The organism is Paenibacillus sp. A3M_27_13 (assembly GCF_024213315.1).
Lineage (GTDB): Bacteria > Bacillota > Bacilli > Paenibacillales > Paenibacillaceae > Paenibacillus > Paenibacillus polymyxa_B.
The window spans coordinates 497,424-516,995 of record NZ_JANAVE010000002.1 but is presented as its reverse complement, the minus strand read 5'-3'; the positions used below and the strand labels follow the sequence as shown (position 1 = coordinate 516,995).

The window sequence follows — 19,572 nt, the reverse complement described above, 5'->3', positions numbered from 1 at the left end:
TCTACTTGAAATGTCAATTCCTCGGTATTGCCTATCATTTGACTATTACGATAAACACCATAGCTAAAGACTCCAACATCATCGGTAGATGCTCCCCAAGTTAGAAAATGCTGTTCGGCGTAGTCTGAAGTCTGTTAATTTCTTAGGTTTAGAAGGCTTGTTATATCCTTGGGGAAATCATCAATAGCAGGTATACGATCCAATCGTCTGTTAAGCTGTGCTTTGTTACAACGATTAGGTTTCCGTAATTATCTGTGCAGTAAGCAAAAATAGTCGTATTTTCGCATACTTATAATGGGTTGTTATACGGAACGGTACTTGTTTTACTTCATCACGAGCATAGGTTCCAGTGCTTGAGATGAATCCACTGGCTATTAGTGCCCCGATCGGTTTATAAATCTTATCTTCAATTTTCACTCAATGCGTATATCTTATGGGTTAACAATTGTTGTTTTAGTCAAATTCCCATTTTTATCATATGTGTATACTATTTTCTTACCGGACTCATACATAATACTGATCAGGCGACCAGCTGTATTGTAAACATATGTGTACTGCTTAGAAGCCTTTTTCTTAACTAAGTTGCTCGAGCCAGATTCATTGCCTGCACTATCCCGTGCACGAACCATAAACGTATATTCGGTTTTAGAGTTTAATGCATCAATAACATAGTTGGTTTCGGTTGTGGTTCCTACAAGAACATCATTTTGGTAGATGTTATAACCAGCTGAATTCTCGTTGGCTGTTAAAGGAGAACTCCAAGATAGTTTTGCTGAAGTGTTGCTTAGCATTTTGATCTGTAAACTCTTAGGTGCCTCCAAAGGTTTTACCTGCTTTGGCAAGTCGTCAATAGTAACTTCAACTGGTACAGCTGCTGTTCCACCTTTTGAACCCATTAATCTTCCCCATGTGTAGATATGTGACGAATTACTTACTGCCATACTTGTTGATCCTCCAGCAGCTATCGAACTAATACCAGACAAACTTTCAATTTGCTTTGGTATAATTCCATAAATACTTCCACCCCATGCAACAACTGTCCCATTTTCTTTTAATGCCAAACCAAAAGAATTTCCCAATGCTAGTTGTTTAACAGACTTTAATGTATCAATTTTTGTAGGTACGGATTTACTAACCTTAGTCCCGTCCCCTAACTGACCAACTGAGTTAGCTCCCCATGTCCAAACATTTGACTGGTCATCTATGACAGCTGCATAGGAAGCCCCAATATAGATGTGTTTCACTTTGACAGGAATATTAAGTTGTGTCGGAACATCGCTGTCACCCTCACCAATTCGATAAAAAGGGTTACTCCCCCAACCCCATACAGTACCATCCTTTTTTAAAGCAACAGTTGTGTCGCCCTTAACCGCTACTTCAACTACATCCTTTAGATTCGGCACTTGAATAGGTTCAGTTCTTGACTTTGTATCTCCGGTACCAAGTTGTCCCCTATCATTTACTCCCCATGTCCAAACAAAGCCATCTTTAGTTAGCGCTACGTTGAAATCTCTCCCAGCCTGAATAGCAATAACATCCGTTAAGGATGTAATTTTAGTAGGTAGATTACTGGCTTCGGGCCACTGCAATATGACTCCGTCTGCTGTTAAAACTAAACTATGAAATTCACCCACAGCTATATCCACAGCATTGGTTACAGATGGAATAGCACCCAAGTCAGACATAACTCCAATATTAGTTCGACCCGTTTGTCCTCGATCGTTCAAACCCGCAGACCATACAGAATGATCGCGACCTAAAATTAAAAAGTGTTGGGTTCCAACAGAAACCTTATTTAATCCTAATTCAAGATTCTCCTCGGCAAAAACGCTTGTGTTACTCGATATTAATGAGGAAGATACAAAAATAATAAAACATAACATGAAATTACAAATCCGTTTTTTCATCGGCTACTCCCATTCTGCTATCCATGATTCTTTGCAATATTGCCTTTAGTCTCCTTTGTTCTAAGATTAACCTTCCATTTATTACATGTAAATTTTAGAATAGCCTAATTATTATCAATGATTTCCCTTTATAAAGATAGCCGCTTTTTTTGTGTTATTTTGTCTTTTTCTGTCGAATAAATTCCTTTTTTATATAAAAAAAAGATGAATATATATAAATAGACTTCAGAATGTTTATTGGTGAGTTGTGCTTTTATGTTTCCTTTTCTTTTTTTTTCTATTATTTACTTTACAAACTGTCTCTGAAAAAATAGCAATTTTACGATAGAAGCAGCGACACCCCTTTGCGACAGTTACAACAATTTACCAACAATTCAGCCTGTCGTAATAGAACAGTAACTGTTGGAAATCACCAAATATTTCTTCTTTTAATCTAAATCCGCACCGATTATATACTCTTTTTTTATAATTAATAGGTATACCATCCATTGGATAAAGACATTTTCATTTATCACCCCTGTGATGCTGGGACTAATATGCAGGCTGACTGGAGTGGTTAGAACATTTCCCAGCATGTAAAATGACCTGAGGATTTAGCCTCGTTACATGAACAATGTCGTATTAAATTTGTATATAGCGAACATTGTCGAGACCCTAAAGAGATATCCACTCATTGATTTAAAATAAACAAAATGTTATATTGTCTATAAAATAATCATCATTTAATTGAGGTGTTTGCTAAAATGGATCATTCCGAACTGTTCTGGAATGCTGGTATCGAAGAACTGAAGCGAGGATATATTCGCCAAGAAGAGCAGGTCATTTGCCTGCTGGACGGACAGCGATTTGAGCAAGGCATTATATATCAGGATCAAGGGGTATTTTATGATGCCGAGAGGTACATGCGCCTTCATATTGAGCGGACGTATGGTTCAGTCTTTGACTATTTGATCGGCTTGGACAAAAAGTTAACCGGACTGACAGATCATCAGAATCGGTTGCTTCAGTTATTCTATCAAGGCATGGGCGATGCGGATATTCAAAAGGAAACTGGAATCGGTAGCGCATCCACCATACGTAATCATCGCTTTGGTCTCAAAGAAAAAGAACGGCAGGCCAAGGTATTTCTCACATTAATGGAGCTGCTAAAGGAGAAGGACCGCCACGCTCCCGCCATTGTAGAAGTACCCATAGGAGCACGGATGGTGGACGAACGCTACAACATTACGGAAAACGAGCGGCAAAAGGTACTCACGAAGTATTTTCCGAATGGGACAGACGGACGCCTAAAGACCTTTAAAATGCAAGAAAAGCACAAGCTGATTGTGCTGCGTGAAATTGCGGACCGTTTTGTAAAGGGACAAATATATCATGAGAAGGATATCAATGCGATTTTACAGGAAGTATATGACGATTATGTCACGGTGCGAAGATATATGATTGAATACAATCTATTGGATCGTAAGCCGGATGGCAGTGAATATTGGTTGAAGGAATCTTGAATCTCAACGTTTATGAAATCAGCAATTTGCATAATTCGATTCCCAACGCTCGTAGGTACAATATATAGACGAACTAAATCGTTTCGATCTATACATTGCTGATTTGAAAATGCTCTTGGGATTTATGCAAAATGCTCAAATAGGAGGATTCGACAATGAATCGAAGAAAAGAATTGGTGCAGCAGTACATGGAGATGAAGACAGAGGCAGGAATCTATTGCATTCGCAATACACGTAATGGGAAAATTTTCGTCTCTTCCACGCCGAATTTAAAGTCGCTGAATGGACGGCGTTTTGAGCTGAACATGGGTGGATTTAAGAATAAACAACTACAACAGGAATGGAATGAGTATGGCGAAGTTTCGTTTGAATTTGAAGTGCTGGACGTTTTGAAGAAAAAGGACTCAGAGTTCTTTGATGTCAAAGATGCACTAGCAAAGCTGGAGCAGACCTGGCTTGATCGACTCCAGCCTTACGGGGACAAAGGGTATTTGTAAACTTACCGATCCACGGGATGCTCTTCCCGAAGGTATCCAAAAATGACAGCGTCGACAAATTGACCTTTTTCATAAAAATAGTCTCTCAGGTGACCCTCTTTAGTAAAGCCACTTTTGAGTAGCAGCCGTTTGGAGCCTTCGTTATCTGGATCAATGAAGGCTTCTATACGGTGAACATGCGGCAAATGAAAGCCATAATCCACGACCACCTTCATCGCCTCCGTCATCAGACCTTGCCGCCAATATTCCGGTGCCAGCTCATACCCAATTTCAATACGGGAGTGCTCCTTCTGCCAGTTATGGAATCCAATTGTACCCACGATCCGCTCAGGAGCCTCTTTTAACGTAATCCCCCAACGAAAGCCCTCTTGCTTCTCATATCTGGTTAGCATCGAACGAATAAATTTTTCGGCTTGCTCTACCTCTGTAAAGCTTTCCAAGTCATAATATTGTGTGACCTCATCCTTGGAAAAATAGCCGAACACATCCTCCGCATCCCCTACTGTAAGCTGTCTTAAACGAAGCCTATCGGTTTCTAAAATCGGAAACGTTTCCATTGACATTATCCATCTCCTCCTTTACATCGAAGAACCTACCTTATCAGCCACCAGCCAATCCCAACCATCACTCCATTTATGAAGAATAATACAATACATGCTCTCCACTTGTTGCTTTCACTTGTTTGAAAAAAAACAGTCACTTTACTACGACACATGAACAACGTAAACAACAAATTCCAAATAATACGCATACCATATTTTACGTAGTATAGAGCAGGGTTTAGCTGTACACCGCCCAACGTTGGAGGGACATCCGGAATAAACAGAATTGCACACGTATAACGCATGGTCTCATATGTAAAATAAAATACTGCCAGCCACCAAGCCCACTTCTTACCAAATAACATGCCGACACCAGCAGTGGTCCCTGCCAAACCGAGTAACGCGATAAACCCTTGAAACATCCCCCTACAAATACCTACTAACGTAGAAGCCTCATTTAATGCATTAAGCGTCAATAGCTGGGTCACCAACAGAAGTGCTCCATTAAAGATCAATAAAATGGCTGAAATGCTTACACCTAAAGGTCGTTCGAAAACCACGTTCGTTACATAATCTTCTACTTCTTTTTTCGTATACAGATCTGACACTTCTTCTACTCTCCTAACCCAAATTATATACTTCCATTTCGGGCGGGTATAATAACAGTATGTTCTCGCCTCATTCCCATATATCGGCTTTTAGGAAAATATGATTTAATCTTTCCTGAAAATTCCGTTATCCGTAAGCTAATCATTATTATTCAGTGCAGCCATACTGCTAATGATCATCCGATAATGGTGTCAAATTAGCGTCATGAGAATCTCTATCATTAACAGAATCCCAAATAGAGTAATATCTATCCTTATACTACCATTCCAAGAATGAATCTGACAAATGAATGAACTACTACTTGCGCTTATGAATGTATACGCGTTATTTTCGTGGCCCTGTAACCTTCTGATGACTGGATATACTCTACTTGATAACCCATTCGAGCATCCAAAAGCCCTTCCATAAACGGAAGGCACGGACTGTAAATAAAACTCCCTCCTGGCCGAATGGCTCTAAGCAATTCCATATATTTGCGAGCGTACTCATGAATATTACCATCTGCCTTCAGATGATGATGTATAAAATGATTGGAGAATGCCATATGTGAAACGATCGTTCCCCATGTACGTTCTCCAAAGGTGATCTCTAACCAATCTCCTTGAGTGACACAACCTTCTGTTTCAGCCAACCGATCTGTTCCGTAAGCTTCAATTCCACAGGCACGTAAATAAGTAACTAACCGTGCCTCAGATCCGCAACCAACGTCTAGAACAGGCTCTTGCAAACGAGCAATGTCCAATCCCAGTAGATTGGCTTGCAACTCCGGCGTATACTCCTCACAAGGTATCCAAAAGGTATACTCACACTCTGCATACTTAGCAAACATTTCACGTCCATTGGTACGAGTTAAAAAATCTCTCAAATGCCCGTAATGCTGCTGAAGCAGCAAGTCCAGGGTTGCTCTATCTATAAATTTCTTCTGAAACAGTTTTTCAATCCGGGTGAAAAGTCGATCATACAGCTCCGTAAGCTCCCTCGCATGATCTGTGTGAAAATGTAGATACTGATTGGTATTTACAAACTGGGACAGTATTTTAGCCGCTACATCCTTCACAAAAGCGTTATACATATGCTGGCGCTTCAAGCTTTGAAGCATGAGGATCAGTTCCGAGCTTCTCTGCGTCAGCCAGTACGTCATTTCTGTTGAAGGTCCTAACAGAACAGAACCCTCGCGCATATAAAATAAACTCCGATGCTGATTGTACAGGAGTTGACCGTTAATAAGATTATGAAGTTGAGCGACTGTCATTCTCGCTTCCTCCTTAAGATCCAGAACATTAAAGCCCTACCCAAGCCTCAGCAATGCTATCTTTGGGTAGGGCCAGCTTATTTTCTAAGTATACCATGACTATGGAAATAATGTTTTATTGCGAATCTTCCGCCTGTACATAAGAGGATAAAGGAATATTCAACTCACGTATTCCCTGAGCTACCAGCCGAGCTATTTGCTCCGCACCGTATTCCTGAAAATGTGTATCATCCTTCACTCCATCAGGAAATGCAGGATACACCCCTGGCTCCACATGTAAAAATAACGGGAGTGTTCCTTCCAGGCCAAGTGTATCATAGTACGCTACACTCAAGCGGCTAAGATCGACCAGTGCAACATTTGTCTCCGATGCTGTTTCCTTCATGGCCTGCACATATTCCGGGAAACTAATCCGAAACGAGACACTTGCCGCATCATAATCCCGGCGGCCAACAGGAGTAATTAGCACAGGTGTTGCACCGCGTTGGATGGCTCCTTGGATGTAGGTTTTTAAGTAAACTTTGTAATCCGCGGGTGAAACATAACGCTCTTGGTTGTTGATCGCGGCATCATTATGCCCAAACTGTATGAGCAGATAATCTCCTGGACGGATATTGCGTAAAATATCATCTAACCGCCCTTGTACCAGAAAGGTTTTCGTGCTTCGTCCACCAATAGAACGGTTCACAAATATAGGCTCATCTGTGAAGAACGGAGCAATCATTTGCCCCCAGCCCGCCTGAGGCTTCATCGCGGATTTATAGGTTTGAACCGTAGAATCTCCCGCAAGGTATACCGAAGGGTGTTCTCCAGCCGTTCGAGCATCCTTTGGAGTAATAACCAAAGCGTTAATCTTCGCTTCATTACCTGAGAAATACAATTCAAGCTGCCCATCGATGAGTGCAAGTTCAAATCCAGCCTCGACAAATTGTCCTGCTGTTTTGGCAGTAGGTTCTACCTTGACGATGGACTCGGCTTTAACCGTAATGTCTGTGTTTCCGGCAGTATCTCCGGCAATTAGGGAAAGCGTGTAATCCGCAGGTGGTAAATTGACGACAAATGATGATCCTTGAACACGAACAAAATCTGAGCGTATAGCATCACTTCCACCACGATCCTCTTCATTCACTTTGGAAAGATCGGTAAATCCATAGCCTCGCTCAGGCGTGTAAACATCCTTGGCAGTGACTTGGGTGTAGCCGTCAGCTACGTTCCCAGGGCCAAAGTCAAATCGAAGAGGCGCCGCAAGCTGTCTTTCGGCCAATGCCTGCCCTGGGATAAGTATGGTTGCAAACAACAAGCTGAACCCTGCGCATAATCCAATCATCTTACCGAACAACCTGTGACGTTTTCCCTTTTGTTTCAAGCGCAACCCTCGCTTTTCAGGTTATTTGAGTGGTTTGTCATTGTCTCTACGTGTATTGCTCCCCGCCAGCTTTTGACAACCTTGATCCAGCGCCCAGGATACCACAATGCCAACCGTGTACCTGATCAGATCCGCGGTCAGGAACCCTTTCCCAAGCACCAAGCCGCCCAGCGTCGTTGCCCGAATGTGGTTAATCCAGGGAGCCTGGTACATCTGGCTGAACTCAATGGCGAAGCAAAACAGCAAGCTGCCCCACAGGGCTACAGACAATTGACGATTCACCCACAACATTCTCAGCCCCAAATAAATCATGCACGCCCACAAGGCATCCCCAAAGTGATCAGCAACGAATTCAGGCAACCGGGAGGAGTAAACCCGGCTTCCCAAACCCAACAAGATCGTGACCAGCACAGCAATTAGGTACGCAGCGCGAGCCTTCCAGCGGAATTTCCCCTTTATTTCCCGATTGGCCTTCCTGATGACGCTCTTACGAACGCTCCTCATGCTAAATCACCCGTCCTAATGCTGGGACATCTCCGCCAAGCTGCTGGAAATTCGTAAAGCATCCTCTCTTGGATAGCGCTTGCAAGATTGCTGAACCTTTTGCTGATGTCATATTGTATGCACACCAACTTGTCTGTATTTTTCATAATATAATTAATCATAACGAGCCTCCGTAATATCGTACAAACGTATCAGCAACTTCCAAACTGTTCGTGTGAGGATACTAAAATTCAATACCACGCACCTTGGCAAAAACCATTTGGTGTACCATGCTTCCCTCTTCATCATACTCGACGTTTCTTAAAATCCCCTCCAGTGTAAAACCTGCACGTTCCGCTACCTTGGCGCTGCGCGTGTTTCTGGAATCACAACGAATCTCCACCCGATTGGCATGCAAATGCTGTATGGCAAAATCCGTAATACCGTGCACGGCCTCTGTTATAATGCCTTTTCCGGTCCATGATGTTCTGAGCCAATACCCAATTTCAAATCTTCGTGCATCCCAATCAATACGATGCAGACCGCTGCTGGCTACAAATTCTCCCGAAACCGTATCAAATATATACAACATCATATCAGACCGATCCAAAAATTTAAGTCTGGCTTGGCGCGAACGGATTTCAGATTCCTCTGCCGTAGGAAGATTTCTTGCAAACGGAAGCCAAGGCCGCAGTTCATTCGCACTCTCTCGTATCGCCTCATTGACTGCCGCCCCATCCCCCCATTGCGGAGCGCGTATGGTCAATCGCTCCGTCTGGAATTGGTCAGGGAACGATAAGAGAATGGGATTCGGTTGCTGCTCCATACTCATGATGCACCCTCCTCCTTATTCGTTGAATAACTGCGACGATCCAGCCAACCTGTGATTTCACGCAAACTCCCAATCTGATAGTCCGGTACAATGCCTGTTTCCTGCCACGTCATAAAGCCTTCCAGCCAGATGGTATGCAATCCTGCACTTTGTGCACCACGAATATCATTTGTCGGGTGATCGCCTACATAACAGGCATGGCCGGGATCGACAATGTCCAGCTCATTCAGAGCCAACTCGAAAATTCGAGGATTAGGCTTCTGGATGTTGACGCCGCCCGATACGATAATAGAATCCACATAATCCCTCAGCATAACTCGGTCGATTTTCGCTTGCTGCGTGCGGAGTGAGCCGTTGGTAATAATACCAAGCTTCAAGCCACGCGACCGCAGTTCGGACAACACTTCCTTGGCCCCGTCCATCAACACCGTAAACTTATGAAATTCACCATACCAAAAGCCCAGCATCTCTTGTACTGACGTATCGGGATTTTTCAGTTCCAAGTCTGCATGCAGCTCGGTATACAGTTCCCTCTTATCCCGGTACCCGTCCTGATCCGCCAAACGTATCTGTTCAACAACAGCCGCGCGGCTCGCCGGTTCTTCTGCCACAATAAATCGTTCAATAAAGCGCTCTGTATATGCCTCAAACGCCTGTTTACGATGAATAAGAGTATTATCCAGATCAAAAATAATCGCTTCTATGGACATAAATAGCTCCCTTCCTTCATCTTCTTGCACCGATTAGGCTGAAACAAATTGAATAATTCCTATTAGAAATAAAAGAAAAAAAACAGACAAGAAAACGATGATCATGTACTTCAAGATTCTCTTGGAGGTCGACTTTTGTTCCAGTTTGATCTCGATCTGGGTCAACCTTTCTTTGATTTCTTCCAAATCCTGCTCCACCTTCACATCATGCTCCCCTTCCTTCGTTTCGACTTATTCATCTTCCTGACACTCACTCACACAAGTTGCTCCAAAAACGCACTTTTTTTACGGCATTAAAATCAATTTGTTCATAAGGCTTCTCCCCAAATTCCAGCTTGAAATACTCCTGCAAACATTCCCCATACACGATAATATCCGTTTGATACACTGAAAATACCGGATTTCCTTCTTCAGATGGCTGCTCGGGGATATATCGATGTCCGTTGATCGGGATTAGCTTGGGCACACGTAAAAACTCACGTTTACATATATCAACGGCTTCCGCCGAATCTGTCGGTTTTTCGCCCCATTCGGGAGGCCAGAATATATGCTGCTCTACATCAAAAATCATACCTTCCAGCGGCCAATTCAACCTTTGCCGAATTACCCCCATCCGCTGTGGTGACGTATCTCTCCAAGGAATAAAGCTTTTACCGATGGGAAGAACACTCATCAGAAGCTCCCGCAAATCGGGCGGGAAGTGAATATCATACCTGCCTTCGACGTCGGTAACCTCCTGCATGGATAAGCCTGGAGCTAAGGTCACATCGTGTTTACGTAATAAATCTATGATATAAGCGATATCCATCTCTTATCGACTCCTCAGCAGCTAGCTAGTTGACCGGATTGGTCAAGAGGCCTACCAGGCTTGTAACTTCAACTTCACCAACACGGCGCGGGCCTTCCATAAAATATCCCCTTGTTCCTACCTGTATCCGGTGTCGGTGTACCTTTTCCCTCATTTCTCCAAACAAAACCCACATTCTCGCCTGTCCTTCCCGGTGAACCGGACGCTCGGTATCCATGATCAATTGACCATCTCCATCTTCAAACTCAGGATGTATGGCGTAAATCCCCGTCGTCGTGATATCATCGCTCTCATAGGCAAAATCGCAGCGGTACCCCTGAAAAGGCAGCTGTTTCCTGCCTCCTTCTTCCGGCGTGTAAAATCGATACTTTATTGTAAAATCGTGCGTATGCTGTCTGCTATTTTCATAGGGGTTCCACATTTCATATCATCCCCTTAGGTCTTTTCCAAAAATATGTACTTCTTTCTAGTGTAATTCAATAGGAAAAGAAATCCAAGACCTATCCGCAATACATTGCTGAATAAGCTTGGATTATATGAGAGTCCTTTATTATAATATATGACTTCTATACTTGCTGTCCGTTCACCTGAACATCTACGGCTACTTGCTGCCCCAACCAAGCCTGCATGCGATTCCACGAAAAAACCTGCTCCATGTGAAATACACCATATGGAAGTTCTGAACGGTACAGGGCGAGCGCTGCAAAGACGGTTGCCTTAGCGGTTAAATCAGATTGATGGTGCCCCCTCAGCCGACATTCGACCTTCGTCTCCTTGCCATTGAGCGTTCCTCGGGCATCTACCTTGACCGCTACAGCATTCCCTCCTAGATGTATCTTGCCAAAGCTGCGAACTACAGCATCACGCACAGTTTTCTGTCGGAGTAAACCTGATACTCCTATCGTTCGAAGCCCTGCCAGAAGCCGGGTGGTCAAGCGCGAATCGAAGCAAAGGCGTGTGCTAACCGTAGGAACTTTGAGCGTACGAGGAAGTGTCTGCTGATCCGAAAAAGGAAATCGATACGCCCGATGACGACCCACTCCTGCACCAAAGTCTGCTACTATGCCGTCGGTAAAGCTTTTTCGAGTCACAGGGCGTCCCTGTTCTATAACCTCCAAATCGGCATGAATCTGATCTACTGTCCACTCAATGGCAGCCTGACCGTGTCGATCCCCCAAGCCCAGCATCAAAGATATATTCAACTCATCCGTCTGATCCATGAACTGTGTCGCTTGCAGTGCTAACAAATTGGTCAGCCCCGGAGCTAATCCTACACTTAACAGGGCTGTGGCCTGATAAGCTCGAGCCTCTTGATGACACTGCTCCACTTGACTCAAAAAGGCCGCATTCGCGGTAATATCCATGTAATGCACCCCATGTCGAAGACAGGCACGTACCAAGGCCGTATTGTCCTGATCCAGACACATGATAACCAATTTAGCTTGCTCTAATATCGACGGGTCCATCGGCTCATGAATATTTAGCTGCAAGGGCCGTATCTTACCATTCGATTGTCTACTAAATTCAGTGGCCCGCTCCAGACTACGACCTGCGGCAAATACCTTGCCGGGAAACATTTCACTTAACTCCGTGCATATAATTTTTCCAACATGGCCATACCCGCCAATGATGATGATGTTATCCTTTGTCATAAGTCGTCTCTCCCTCTTTAACCGCAAACCATGCATTTACTAAAAAAGCGCCATAATACCGGGTGATGTGGGTAAAGCCTGCCTCTATCAACAGTTCCTGTATTGCCGCATTGGACACCGGGTTTGACTCACGACCGATGGAAGCAGCGAATCGTTCCCAATCCTCGAGTGAAATGCCCTGACTCAGCATATGACCTTTCCATGCCTGCATTTGGATGGAAAAAGAAGGCTCCTGCGGATTCCCATTAATAGAAGCTAGACAAAAAGGTGCACCCGGCTTGAGTCGAGCGGATATCTGGCGTAGCAATGCCTGTTTACTTTCCAAGCTCCGAAGAAAATGAAGCACCAGCAGGCAGGTAGCAGCGTCATAGACCGGTTCTCTGCATGACTCTTCGCCGTGCTTTTCGTGCTGTTCTTCAGGCTGTTCTCCAGACAACTCTTCCAACGTACCTGCAACAAACGATACTTTTGAACTGATGCCCGCATGTGTCACACGCTTACGTGCCAAATCCAGCATGTGCTCAGAGGGATCGACTGCCGTAAAGGACCATGCTTCATGGCGCCCTCCGAGTGTTATCAATTCCTGACCGCCTCCAGCACCGACAATTAGCACATTTGGATCTATATTTCTAGTATGAGCTTGTGCCTCAAGCTGTGCGGTTATCAGACAGTCTGTCATCTCATACAAATGAGCATATCCAGGTATTTTTAAAGCAATCGTATCCGCGTACTTATGCACATTCGGATGATTCCAGCTCATAGGTTGGTTTGAGTCCGTATTTCCAATAGGGGTATGTCTCATATGTGCTTTCCTCCAAACATTTAGCCTTGATCTTCTCAGACCATTCGTTTATTGTAGATTTTATTAAGAATCATTCTCAATTATAAATACAATACGAATATCCACCATCCCATAAATGTGGGATTTAATAAGCGCGCTTGAGAATCTCCAGCTTTCACGATAGGAGTAAATGATGAACGCACACTACACGCAATTTGCACAGCTTAAGGACGCCCGACAGCAAATCATTGATCTGGGGGAAAAAGCACCCTCATCCCTAACGTACAAGCACACCCTAATCGATCGCTTGCGTACTCAGATTGCTTTCGATGCGGCGTGCTGCACCTCAGTAGATCCGCGTACGCTGCTTTCCACGGGGGCATTTACAGAGTCGGGTGTGGAGGACATTCATAACAAACTGCTGGAATACGAATATCTGCACGACGATATGATGAAATATGATCAGTTGGTGCGAGAAGGACAGTCTGTAGCGACGCTACATGGGTCTACACAAGGCCAACCGGATCGGAGCACACGATATAGAGATGTTTTGCAACCCGCCGGATTCGGGGATGAGCTGCGTGTTCCGTTTATGTACAAAGGGAGCTGTTGGGGATTTCTTACGTTGTTCCGTCATCATGGAAAGCCTGTATTCAGCGAGGAAGAGCAACAACTGCTTGAAGCATTAGCGCCGTCCATAGCCTACCATCTGCGTCAGGCCAGTGTCGGTTTATCTCCAGCCCCTGCCATGATCACGGAAAATGAACTTGAGCCAGGGATTCTAATGCTTTCCGATAAGCTAGAACCGATCTCGTCCAATACAGTAGCAGAGCAGTGGCTACATCTGCTTCGGCAGCAGGAGGGAATCCATGAAGACAGCCTTCCGGCTCCTGTCCGGGCGGTATGCCTGCGAGCGCTATCCACTGCCACTGCACCAGCCCGACTATGTATCCCTTCCGCAGACGCAGGCACCCCATGGGTAACCATCAGAGCCACCCTTCTGCAAGGCGGACAGGAGCATACGGGTCAGAAGCAGCTAGCCGTATGGTTTGAGGCTGCTAAAGCAACTGACATGCTACCGCTTATGACCGAGGTGTACTCATGGTCCGAACGAGAGAGACAAATTGTCCAACTCATTGTTCAGGGCTTTTCGACCAAGGAGCTGGCTAGCGCACTTCATATTACTGCCTACACGGTGCAGGATCATCTGAAAGCGATTTTCTTGAAAACAGATGTAAGCAGCCGTCGTGAGCTAGTATGGAAGGTATATTCTAGATTCAATTAACCTATGTAAAGAAGACAGATGACCCGATTAGGGATCATCTGTCTTTGCATCACTGCTCTATTTGGACGCAAGAGCCTTATTTCTTCGAAGAGGAGTTCGTATCATCGTATGACACTGGTGAGGGCTTCGCAATCCATTCATCAGCCTCAGGCTCGATATCCACGCCATTTTCCAGCTTCGTTTTCTCCATCAAGGAATCTCCGTCCTCGTCCTTCTTGTTGCGGATTTTCGCTTCGTCTTGAGTGTAGTCGCTCATGTTGATTCCTCCTTTTTTAATTTCATCTGATGGTTGTACTTTACTCATAATTACCCATTGCCGTCCTGTACAAACCTCTACACGACCAGATGCCCTTTTTTCTCCGCCGGTCCAATGACCGCCTCAATGCCAGCATTAAACTCCAGAAAGTCGCTTTCTATTCCATCACTGAAAATAACTCCATTTTCCGGCATCTGCGATGCAATCCGTAGCGGTTTTTCGGCTGCTACCTGACCAAACACGAGATCCGCAGCAGTCGTTCGACTGGGGAATGGTTCTCTCACCGTAAAATAAAGCGATGGCGAACTCCAAGTTGCACGATGATCATGACTCATTCCGTCTGCTGCCTCTTCCTGAGTGAAGGCTACACCGGGCATCAGCTGGCCTGGAGTCAGCGAGATTGGATGCCGTGTAGCACTGCCGACAATTCCGGCCGCTCCAGCCAGCACACTGGTCAGCCAGCCTGTCGCTCCCAATCCGGTTGAAACGATAATGCCGCTGGATGATTGTTGTTCTACCTGATCCTCCAGCCTTAGCTCATATCTCGCGGAGACATGAGTTTTGCGCCCAATGAACAAATCATTTACAGCATACAAGGATTGGCCATCATTTAATTGGGCTTTAGCCAGCGTAACCTCCTTAATTGGCCGTCTGTGCACGAACACATCCGGCACCACCCAGCGCAGGTCGGATACAGTAAACGGCAGCAATACCCCGTCCCAGCGCAATGGATCTGGATTCACACCGATAAGTGGCTGCTCGGTCAAATATTTTAACGTGTTGGCTACCAGCCCATCCTGACCCAACACCACCACTGTATCCTGCTCACCAAAAATAAAGTTCGGCACATGCTCCCGCTCCACAATCTGAACACGACCCAAGGCTGTTAACTCCGACGTTGCCGTTGCCACCGCCCTGCGGTAATTTTCGTCCTCCAGCACATAATCACTGAAATCCGCACCCAACCGTTCCATAAAGAAGCGAGCCTGCTGCACCGTATTGTATCGGACAATCAGTTCCTCCAGTCGCGTTTTACGCTTCACCAAAATGATCTTCTGCTCTGTCATTCGGCTGCTCATCGTGTTCTTCCTCCAGACCCTCTCGATCCTGCTGATCCGCTAGCTCCCGTATCTGACATGAGACCTTGCAGCAGATCCGGCGTAATATTCAGCTGACCGATTTTGCCTGCATTTTCTGCAAGCTCCTGGAATGCGATCGCAATTAGCTTATCCGGGCTCATATCCATGTTGGCCATAGCTTGAAGTACGTTCGGCTCAACATCCTGCAACGATTTCATGACTGCTGTCAGCTCATAGGCCTTGGCATCGGCTTCTGCCTTTTTATTCGTTACGGTCAGCTCAATCAGCTCGCGTTTTTTCTCCTCCAAGGCTGTGTCAAATCGTAGCTGCTCCTCTTTCATCTCGCTTTGCTTTTGCTTCACAGAACGCTCGGCATCGAGTTGAGTTTCGCGGATTTGTTTCTTTTTCGTCTCTACTGCAATCTCAGTGTTCAGCTCGTTTTCCTTCACACGCCGCTCTTGCTCAATAGATGCATTACGACGCTCATACAAAGCATGATCCGCGTTGCGAAGAATCTCTTCTCTCGCTTGAGCCTCCAGCGCTCTCATCGTCTCCTTATTGGGTAGAATCGCCAAAATCGACAGTCCCATAACCTCAATGCCGAGCTTTTCCATTTCCGTATGCTGCGCAATATCCTTCGTCATGTTTTGGGCCAGACGTTCACTGGACTGAACAGCTTCTTTGAGCGGGACACGCTCCAAATACTTTTTGGTAAGCACCTTGGCGATGTTAATCACCCGTTGGGCCAGCTTGCTCGGGTCATCCGAAATGTAGCGTCGTTCCTTCAAGTCATACGTATAGTTTAAAATCTGCGTCGTTCTCCGATAATCCACAATTCGATAAGTCAGTTGCCCCTGCACCGTCACCGCCTGAAAATCATTCGTCATGTCCTCAAACATGAACGGCGCATCAATGGAAGAGACGGGCACGACAACAACCGAGGTGGTCGGGGCGTAGTAATAAAAAGATAATCCAACACCCTCCCGAACCACCTTCCCGTTTTTCACCTTCATCACATATTCACTGGGCTGAAATTTAACAAAATTAAATCCAAACATAGCCACTTCCTCACTTTCTTTGTAGTTTATAATATTTTGTTATTATCATTTTGTTATTAACAATAAAATAACACACATTTTCAATAATATCAATATGACATTTTTAAAAAAATAAAGGCCATTTCCCCTCCGATATGCTCGGTTAGAGGAAACAGCCTTATTGAAACACTTTATTTATCATCCACATTCCATTCTCTATAAAATTGCTCCAAGTACATCTCCATCCATTGATGCCGAACTTCCGCCAGCTCTCGGGCATAAGCGGTATTCATTAAATCCTTGAGTTTGAGCAGCTTTTCGTAAAAATGGTATATGGCACTTTTACCTGCGGCACGATAATCATGCTGTGAAAAGTCTTTATCCGGGTGATGCATCATACTGCCTTTTGAGCCAGCATACATAAAGGTTCTTGCAATCCCAATCGCTCCAAGAGCATCCAACCGATCCGCATCCTGCACAACTTGACCTTCCAGCGTTTCCATAGGCGGGTTTTGTCCACCATTGTAGGACATCGTAGCTATAATAGTCATCACGTGCGTGATCACATCTGGATCACTTACATGCAGAAGCAGCCACTGCTCTACTTTATCCAGGCCCGCTTGCTTGGAATCATTTAATTTTTCATCCGCTACATCATGCAGCAGTGCTGCCAGTTCACAAATAAACGAATCTGCGCCCTCTTTGGCAGCAATTTTAAGGGACAGCTTTCTCACCCGGTCTATATGCCACCAATCGTGACCACTATGATCATGCTCCAACTGCTGCTGTACAAAGGGCTCCGCCTTTTGAATAATATCTGCCAAAATCGCTTCCTGTTGCTCCGTTCGTCTCTCCATATGTCACCTTTCAATCCCGTCCATACTTTCTATGGTAGGTTCGTTTAATTTTTTAATGCTTGGCCATCTGCTTACTGCGAATCATTGAGAGCGCCTTACGGGCTGCCAGTTTCCCATTCGGGCTTCCGTGCTTCACCACTTCTTTTAATAATTCGGTCGCTGGTTCATATCCATGATGTCCTAAAAGGACACATGCTCGTTCCTGTACATACATATCCTCATCGTCCAAATAGGGAAGCAATGAGTCTAGTTCGCAGGTAGGCGTGATCGCCATTAAGCTATAAAGATGCTGACATCTCACATCATCATCCACAGGTGAATCCTTTTCTAGCAAGGCTCTTAGTTCATTCATGCAACGAATATCTTCCGCTAATTGTTCTGTGCTAATGTCCTCGCCGGACGGATAATCCTTACGTAGCTGTTCCCACTCCAGTGCTGGATTTTGCTCCAACTCTGCAATCAGAGAAAACGCACTTCTGTACGCCGGTGACAAATCCGTTTCCTCGTGACTTATATAACACAACTTATATGCTAACGGCCCCTCCACATATATGCCAACATAATTAGAATGGTCATCCGTCCATAGAGGGACGATATGTTTAAATACCTCGATCTGCCCCATCCACTTGATGCCCTCGGCAAGCTCTTGCTCATTCATGAGTTGAAGCTGAACGTTCCGTCCCTCTCGTTCCTTGCTATGTACATGCAAAGCTTCCATCATGTCGTCTGGCAGATGAATTGCTAGCCGTTCAAGTACCTCTTGTAAGCTCATTTTTCACGCTCCTTATCTTCTCTACTCAAAATCTACTATATAAGACCGAAAAGGACAGGCTTTCTTCATTTTATTCTATATGGTGTATGCTATCCAACCTTTAGAACGAGAAGTCAGTAACCTGACAAAAAAAGAACCTCCAAAACCACACAAATCGCAGTCGCGGAAGTTCTTTTACATTTTCCCTACCCTATTGCTAATCCTATATAACTTATTCCGTATTCTTACTCCACGATACCAAGCTCGCGGTTTTTTTCCTTGAATCGGCTGTTATGAGAAGATACATATGCCGCTTTGTCAGCTGCTGGATCAATGTACAGCTTGGCGCTGTTCAGTGCAAGGGCGGCATCTGTGAACGTACCGGCAATTAGATACAGTTTGCTTCCGTATTCGACAAAATCGCCTGCCGCGAAAATACCTGGCAGATTCGTTTCCAGCTTTTCGCTCACTCGGGCATGCCACTCACCCATATCCAGCCCCCAATCCCGAAGCGGGCCGAAGTCGGATTTAAGTCCATGATTTACGATGACAGCATCGACATTCAACACCTGTATTTCGCCCGTATCTACATGACTGATCGTCACCTGTTCAATCGTCTCTCCATTGTTGCTATGTAGCTGACTCACCGCGTATGGTGTGAGGACACGGACCGAGGATGATTTCATACGAGCTACATTTTTCTCATGTCCGCCAAAGTGATCCCGACGATGTACGACAGTCACACTCGCCGCAATAGACTCCAGCTCATTCGCCCAATCCACTGCCGAGTCGCCTCCACCAGAAATCAGGACGTGCTTGCCCCGGAATGGCTCCAGCTCTTGTACAGTATAATGCAGGTTCGTAACCTCATAGCGGTCCGCCCCCTCAATCTCCAGCTTAGCCATTTTGAGAATACCATAGCCTACTGCCAGAACGATCGTGCGTGTCCAATGCTGTTCCCCTGTGGCAGAAGTTAGCAGGAACGTGCCATCCTCTTGCCGATCCAAACCAGTGATCTGCTGTCCCAGCACAATGGTAGGCTCGAACGTCCGCGCCTGCTGCTCCAGCTGATCAATCAGCTTTTCACATAAAACCGGGGTAACCCCCCCGACATCCCAAATCATCTTCTCTGGGTATATGCGCATTCGTCCGCCCAGCTCATGCTTGGCTTCGATCAGCTTGGTTTTCATATCTCTCATTCCACTGTAAAATGCGGTATACATACCGGCAGGACCACCGCCGATGATCGTTACATCATATAATTCCAAGGACACTGTCACTCTGCAACTCTCCCTATCATAACGTAATATGTCTGCTCCTATTATAAGTGATAATAATTATCAATATCAATTAAGAAATAAAAACA

At 45.1% G+C, this 19,572-nt stretch carries 22 protein-coding genes; 3 read left to right on the top strand and 19 right to left on the bottom strand.

Annotated elements, in window-relative coordinates:
- Positions 1-431 precede the first annotated feature (431 nt).
- Positions 432-1,907, bottom strand: coding sequence for a fibronectin type III domain-containing protein (locus NLX82_RS08855; RefSeq protein WP_075153952.1), 1,476 nt, complete (start codon positions 1,905-1,907; stop codon positions 432-434).
- Positions 1,908-2,650: 743 nt separating this feature from the next.
- Between NLX82_RS08855 and NLX82_RS08850 the strand changes: the two genes are divergently transcribed.
- Together NLX82_RS08850 and NLX82_RS08845 are read left to right on the top strand one after the other, a co-directional pair.
- Positions 2,651-3,409, top strand: coding sequence for a DUF2087 domain-containing protein (locus NLX82_RS08850; RefSeq protein ID WP_023987737.1), 759 nt, complete (start codon positions 2,651-2,653; stop codon positions 3,407-3,409).
- Between the two features lie 155 nt (positions 3,410-3,564).
- Positions 3,565-3,906 carry a GIY-YIG nuclease family protein gene (locus NLX82_RS08845; protein WP_023987736.1) on the top strand — a complete coding sequence of 114 codons (342 nt, stop codon included), beginning with the start codon at positions 3,565-3,567 and terminating at the stop codon, positions 3,904-3,906.
- Positions 3,907-3,908: 2 nt separating this feature from the next.
- Here the strand turns inward: NLX82_RS08845 and NLX82_RS08840 are convergent, their stop codons facing one another.
- The 12 genes from NLX82_RS08840 to NLX82_RS08785 form a co-directional block, all read right to left on the bottom strand.
- The gene (locus NLX82_RS08840) at positions 3,909-4,469 is read right to left on the bottom strand and encodes a GNAT family N-acetyltransferase (protein WP_254347824.1); all 561 of its coding nucleotides are present in this window, start codon (positions 4,467-4,469) and stop codon (positions 3,909-3,911) included.
- Positions 4,470-4,498: 29 nt separating this feature from the next.
- Positions 4,499-5,056, bottom strand: coding sequence for a hypothetical protein (locus NLX82_RS08835; RefSeq protein WP_023987734.1), 558 nt, complete (start codon positions 5,054-5,056; stop codon positions 4,499-4,501).
- 308 nt (positions 5,057-5,364) lie between these two features.
- The gene (locus NLX82_RS08830) at positions 5,365-6,309 is read right to left on the bottom strand and encodes a class I SAM-dependent methyltransferase (RefSeq protein ID WP_254347822.1); all 945 of its coding nucleotides are present in this window, start codon (positions 6,307-6,309) and stop codon (positions 5,365-5,367) included.
- Between the two features lie 115 nt (positions 6,310-6,424).
- Positions 6,425-7,636, bottom strand: coding sequence for a rhamnogalacturonan acetylesterase (locus tag NLX82_RS08825; RefSeq protein ID WP_254348193.1), 1,212 nt, complete (start codon positions 7,634-7,636; stop codon positions 6,425-6,427).
- A gap of 60 nt (positions 7,637-7,696) precedes the next feature.
- Positions 7,697-8,179, bottom strand: coding sequence for a ribosomal maturation YjgA family protein (locus tag NLX82_RS08820; RefSeq protein WP_254347820.1), 483 nt, complete (start codon positions 8,177-8,179; stop codon positions 7,697-7,699).
- Positions 8,180-8,402: 223 nt separating this feature from the next.
- Positions 8,403-8,990 carry a GNAT family N-acetyltransferase gene (locus NLX82_RS08815; protein ID WP_160789227.1) on the bottom strand — a complete coding sequence of 196 codons (588 nt, stop codon included), beginning with the start codon at positions 8,988-8,990 and terminating at the stop codon, positions 8,403-8,405.
- Complete coding sequence (locus NLX82_RS08810) at positions 8,987-9,700, bottom strand: HAD family hydrolase (RefSeq protein ID WP_254347819.1); 714 nt, start codon at positions 9,698-9,700, stop codon at positions 8,987-8,989. Before NLX82_RS08810 ends, NLX82_RS08815 begins: the two co-directional genes overlap by 4 nt.
- 33 nt (positions 9,701-9,733) lie before the next feature.
- Positions 9,734-9,904, bottom strand: a complete 171-nt coding sequence (locus NLX82_RS08805; RefSeq protein ID WP_197032099.1) for a hypothetical protein — start codon at positions 9,902-9,904, stop codon at positions 9,734-9,736.
- A 46-nt stretch (positions 9,905-9,950) separates the two neighbouring features.
- On the bottom strand, positions 9,951-10,508 hold the full coding sequence (locus NLX82_RS08800) for an SMI1/KNR4 family protein (protein ID WP_053324940.1): 558 nt from the start codon (positions 10,506-10,508) through the stop codon (positions 9,951-9,953).
- Between the two features lie 25 nt (positions 10,509-10,533).
- Positions 10,534-10,929, bottom strand: coding sequence for a hypothetical protein (locus NLX82_RS08795; protein ID WP_071558994.1), 396 nt, complete (start codon positions 10,927-10,929; stop codon positions 10,534-10,536).
- Between the two features lie 145 nt (positions 10,930-11,074).
- Positions 11,075-12,160: a saccharopine dehydrogenase family protein gene (locus tag NLX82_RS08790; protein ID WP_254347817.1), complete on the bottom strand. Its 1,086-nt coding sequence runs from the start codon at positions 12,158-12,160 to the stop codon at positions 11,075-11,077.
- Positions 12,147-12,962, bottom strand: coding sequence for a class I SAM-dependent methyltransferase (locus NLX82_RS08785; RefSeq protein WP_034095001.1), 816 nt, complete (start codon positions 12,960-12,962; stop codon positions 12,147-12,149). The genes NLX82_RS08790 and NLX82_RS08785 overlap by 14 nt, the downstream gene beginning before the upstream one ends.
- A gap of 172 nt (positions 12,963-13,134) precedes the next feature.
- On the opposite strand from NLX82_RS08785, the gene NLX82_RS08780 reads away from it, so the two are divergent.
- Positions 13,135-14,226: a LuxR C-terminal-related transcriptional regulator gene (locus tag NLX82_RS08780; protein ID WP_069080694.1), complete on the top strand. Its 1,092-nt coding sequence runs from the start codon at positions 13,135-13,137 to the stop codon at positions 14,224-14,226.
- A 76-nt stretch (positions 14,227-14,302) separates the two neighbouring features.
- Here NLX82_RS08780 and NLX82_RS08775 read toward each other — a convergent pair whose 3' ends face one another.
- The 6 genes from NLX82_RS08775 to NLX82_RS08750 form a co-directional block, all read right to left on the bottom strand.
- Positions 14,303-14,482 (bottom strand): hypothetical protein, encoded by a 180-nt coding sequence (locus tag NLX82_RS08775; RefSeq protein ID WP_023987721.1) that lies wholly within the window; start codon positions 14,480-14,482, stop codon positions 14,303-14,305.
- Between the two features lie 77 nt (positions 14,483-14,559).
- Complete coding sequence (locus NLX82_RS08770; protein ID WP_069080695.1) at positions 14,560-15,561, bottom strand: NAD(+)/NADH kinase; 1,002 nt, start codon at positions 15,559-15,561, stop codon at positions 14,560-14,562.
- A complete protein-coding gene (locus NLX82_RS08765) occupies positions 15,558-16,619 on the bottom strand; it encodes an SPFH domain-containing protein (protein ID WP_013309343.1) in 1,062 nt (353 codons plus the stop codon). The genes NLX82_RS08770 and NLX82_RS08765 overlap by 4 nt, the downstream gene beginning before the upstream one ends.
- A 170-nt stretch (positions 16,620-16,789) precedes the next feature.
- Positions 16,790-17,455, bottom strand: a complete 666-nt coding sequence (locus NLX82_RS08760) for an HD domain-containing protein (RefSeq protein WP_053324935.1) — start codon at positions 17,453-17,455, stop codon at positions 16,790-16,792.
- 52 nt (positions 17,456-17,507) lie between these two features.
- The gene (locus NLX82_RS08755; RefSeq protein WP_068939959.1) at positions 17,508-18,227 is read right to left on the bottom strand and encodes a HEAT repeat domain-containing protein; all 720 of its coding nucleotides are present in this window, start codon (positions 18,225-18,227) and stop codon (positions 17,508-17,510) included.
- Between the two features lie 224 nt (positions 18,228-18,451).
- Positions 18,452-19,486, bottom strand: a complete 1,035-nt coding sequence (locus NLX82_RS08750; RefSeq protein ID WP_068939957.1) for an NAD(P)/FAD-dependent oxidoreductase — start codon at positions 19,484-19,486, stop codon at positions 18,452-18,454.
- Positions 19,487-19,572 lie beyond the last annotated feature (86 nt).